Raw genomic sequence first — 3553 nt, forward strand, 5'->3', positions numbered from 1 at the left:
ATTTGTTTATGATTGCTTTATTTGGTTTTCAATGTTCGTGACGGCTTTGTGTTCCGCCATGTAAATAAACATAAAGCATATTCTAAGGTTTGTAAAGTATTTTAACAACAGATTAACTAATGAGAGTTATAAGTTTCACTAATCAATATGAATAAAACTGGATAAACAGGTAAGAATGCACCAAAAAGTAGGTAAAGCCTGGAAGCGCGTCGCCTTCAGGCATGGAAATATTAAGATACAGACTTTTGCTGGCTAGGTATCATAATGAGCGCCCAATAGGGAACTTCAGCGGGATCGACATCTGCGATCGCCCGAATTCGCTGATTGGGCATAGTTGCGCGTTCTATATACAGTGCTCGATCGAACTGTCCCAACTCAATCAGCACGTCCCGGACTTTCGCAAAATGCCGGCCCAGCTTAATAATCACAGCAGCATCAACAACCGCCAGTCGATCGCGCAAAACCTCAGCATCCAGCGTCGCAGGCATAATACTTAACACATCGTTACGATAAGTCAGCGGCACTCCCAGCGCAGCCGCACTCGCCATTGTCGAAGAAATTCCCGGCACAACTTCAGTGGTAAATGTCCCCGACAAACGGTTGAATAGATACATAAACGAACCGTAGAGAAAAGGTTCGCCCTCACATAGCACCGCCACATCCCGCCCCTCGCTCAGATGTGCGGCAATTTTCTCGGCAGCAATATCATAATAAGGTTGAGACGATCGCGTCGGACTAAAAGGCAACGGCATCGGAATCTCAATTTGCTCCGGGCGCAGGTAATCAGCAACGATCGCCCGCGCCAGCACCTTACCATTTTCCATAGCCGGATAGGCAATCACCGGCACCGATTGCAAAATCCGATAAGCTTTCAAAGTAATCAACTCAGGATCGCCAGGGCCAATACCCAAACCGTACAATTTACCCGTACCTTCAGTCATAATTCATCCTTTTTCGCTAACGCATTCACGGCCGCCGTTGCCATTGCACTGCCACCGCGCCGCCCGTGCAACGTAATAAATGGCACTCCCCGACTGTTGGCGGCCAGTTCGGCTTTGGATTCGGCGGCCCCGACAAATCCTACCGGGAAACCCAGAATTAAAGCCGGTTTAGGTGCTCCGGCATCCAGCATTTCCAGCAGTCGGAACAAAGCAGTCGGGGCATTGCCAATTGCCACAACCGCACCCTGCAATTTGTCCAGCCATAAATCAAGGGCTGCGGCCGATCGAGTATTTCCGATTTGCCGCGCCAACTCTGGGATTTCGGAATGCCAGAGGGTGCAAATCACCGGATTGTCAGCGGGAAGGCGTTTGCGAGTGATGCCTTCGGCCACCATCCGGGCATCGCACAGAATCGGCGCACCTGCGGCGAGGGCTTGGCGTCCGCAGGTGGCTGCACCGGGGGAAGCTGCTAAATCTGCAACAATATCGGTCATGCCGCAACTGTGAATTAGTCGCACGGCTACCGATTCTAAATCGGGCGGTAAGCTTGACAAATCTGCTTCGGCTCGAATTGTGGCGAATGATTTGGTGTAGATTTCTGTTCCGTCTCGAATGTAGTCAATCATTGTTTAAAACTGCTATGAGAATTTTGTGGAATTTGTGAAATAGATTTTTTGAATGAACCGCGAAGGCGCGTAGGACGCGAAGGAATAAATCTCCAGAGATATAGAAAGAGAAATGCTTAAAATTTGTCTGTTTTTAGGGGATATTTTTTCACTTTCAATTCCAATTTTCGATGGTCAACAACTCCTGCAATTGGTCGATCGCCTGCCGATCGACAAACTCACCCAATGACTCCACAGGCTCTCGAAACCGCTGATACACTCGCAACATTCGCTCGATCGCACCGGGCATCTCGGCGGCACTCACCGCCTGAAAAATTTGTCGTCCGAAGGGCAAATCTTTTCTACCCGCATAAATGTCGTAACCTTCGATCGTCTCGTCTCCTCGCTCAATCTGAATTCCCACCAGCGTGATATCAATTGGCTGATGCTGGGCGCAGGACTTTTGGCAACCGCTGAAATGAATGTTAATCGCCAGGTCGATCGTCAATTTTTGTGCTAAATCCCTCGCCATTGCAAGGGCGTGACTTTGAGTATCTGTGGCCGCCGACGCACAGCCACTGCTGCCGGCACAAGCCACCAAGCACGAATCTAGGCGAGTCGCCGATGAGTGCAATCCCAAATCGGCGACTTGCTGTTTTACCTCAAAAAGCTGGGAGTTGGGTATATCAGAAATCAGCAGATTTTGCCACGGTGTAAGTCTTAGGGTACCGCTGGCTACCTTTTGGGCTAAATTCGCCAAATTCCGCAGTTGCTTTGATTCTAGCCTACCCAGAGGCAGTGCAATTCCCATGTAGGAGAAACCCGACTGTCGTTGAGGATGAATGCCGAGATGTCGGTGATGGGTGATGGATTTTTCAGATGAGGCGATAATCGAGCGGGCGGGCAAGATGCCCACCCCACAAGGAAATTCACTCTTTTTGGAACAGGCATCTTGCCTTTTTTGGGGAAAGGTGTCTGATGTGAATTGCCATAAAAATGGTAAATTCTGCTGTACCCTTTCTAGATAACTTTCAGCGCCCCAATCTGCCAGCAGGTGACGCAAACGCGGTTTTTTGCCATCAATTCGAGGTCGATTTTTGGTGTATTCAAGATAGGTGTTAGCGAGGGCGGCTAATACTGAAATACATTGCGATTCTTGGATTAAAATTCCTGTATCACCGTTTAAATCCAGCCGAAAAACGATTCCTGATTGGGTTGAAAGCCCTTCAACAGCTAATAAAATATCGTTGCGTAAAGCCTGGATCGAAACCGATTCCCCGCCATCCAACCCAATACTGAACTTAGGCGAAAGTTCCGACAACTCGGAATGTGTTTGCAGGTAATCATCCCAAGCTTTGACTAGCGGGCGAGTATCGAGTAACTGCTGGCGATCGATCCCGGCTGTCGGACTTGCCATAATATTGCGAATCGGGTCAACTTCAACGCGGCGAGACGCTATCCCCAATTCCTGCAAGCGGTTCCAGACTTCCGGGGCCATTTCCGAGTTCACTTCTCGGATTTGCAAATTTGCCCGATTTGTCACTTGCAAACAGCCGGTACTGTATTGATCGGCCAAATCGGCGATCGTCCGACACTGCTGCGCGTTTAAAATTCCCCCCGGAATCCGCATTCTCGATAAAACTCCGTCTCGGGCTTGGGAACCGTAAAATAAACCCGGACAAGTCGGCAAATCAGTCAAAGCTAACAAATAATCTCCTCCCCGTGCTACGCAGGGAATCCAAAAGTAAACGCCCACAAAGCGCCCCCGAAATCGGCATTCTGACTTTTACAGTTGCGGCACAGCGCCGGAATTGCACCGGACTTTCCCGCTTTCAGGTTTTAGAAAGGTATCACGAGCTGACCGACAGAAAGCAAAACCCTCAACTTTCTTAACAAAACCCCTGGCCATGGCGTCGGGCCCCGCAAGCTACGCCCCTCTCTCTCCTTTCATCAGCTTTCCTAATCACAGTCATCAGTTTAACTGTCGCTCAACCCCTTTACAAACCT

General features: G+C 49.3%; 3 protein-coding genes and 1 riboswitch. All 3 genes read right to left on the minus strand.

The annotated features are described in order from the left end of the window. Nucleotides 1-230: 230 nt before the first annotated feature. Nucleotides 231-941, minus strand: a complete 711-nt coding sequence (locus QUB77_RS31365) for a precorrin-2 C(20)-methyltransferase (protein WP_333180916.1) — start codon at nt 939-941, stop codon at nt 231-233. Beyond that, nucleotides 938-1567: a precorrin-8X methylmutase gene (locus QUB77_RS31370; RefSeq protein WP_333180918.1), complete on the minus strand. Its 630-nt coding sequence runs from the start codon at nt 1565-1567 to the stop codon at nt 938-940. The genes QUB77_RS31365 and QUB77_RS31370 overlap by 4 nt, the downstream gene beginning before the upstream one ends. A 154-nt stretch (nt 1568-1721) precedes the next feature. Continuing rightward, nucleotides 1722-3302, minus strand: a complete 1581-nt coding sequence (gene cobG / locus QUB77_RS31375; RefSeq protein WP_333180920.1) for a precorrin-3B synthase — start codon at nt 3300-3302, stop codon at nt 1722-1724. An 8-nt stretch (nt 3303-3310) separates the two neighbouring features. Continuing rightward, nucleotides 3311-3390, minus strand: a riboswitch (adenosylcobalamin-variant (AdoCbl-variant) riboswitch). Nucleotides 3391-3553: the final 163 nt, after the last annotated feature.

The sequence above is a fragment of the Microcoleus sp. AT9b-C3 genome, from assembly GCF_036705485.1.
Taxonomy (GTDB): domain Bacteria; phylum Cyanobacteriota; class Cyanobacteriia; order Cyanobacteriales; family Microcoleaceae; genus Microcoleus.

Bases quoted from the DNA above. Each gene is read 5' to 3' on its own strand.
- QUB77_RS31365 (WP_333180916.1), bottom strand. From the start codon at position 941: ATGACTGAAGGTACGGGTAAATTGTACGGTTTGGGTATTGGCCCTGGC.
- QUB77_RS31370 (WP_333180918.1), bottom strand. From the start codon at position 1,567: ATGATTGACTACATTCGAGACGGAACAGAAATCTACACCAAATCATTC.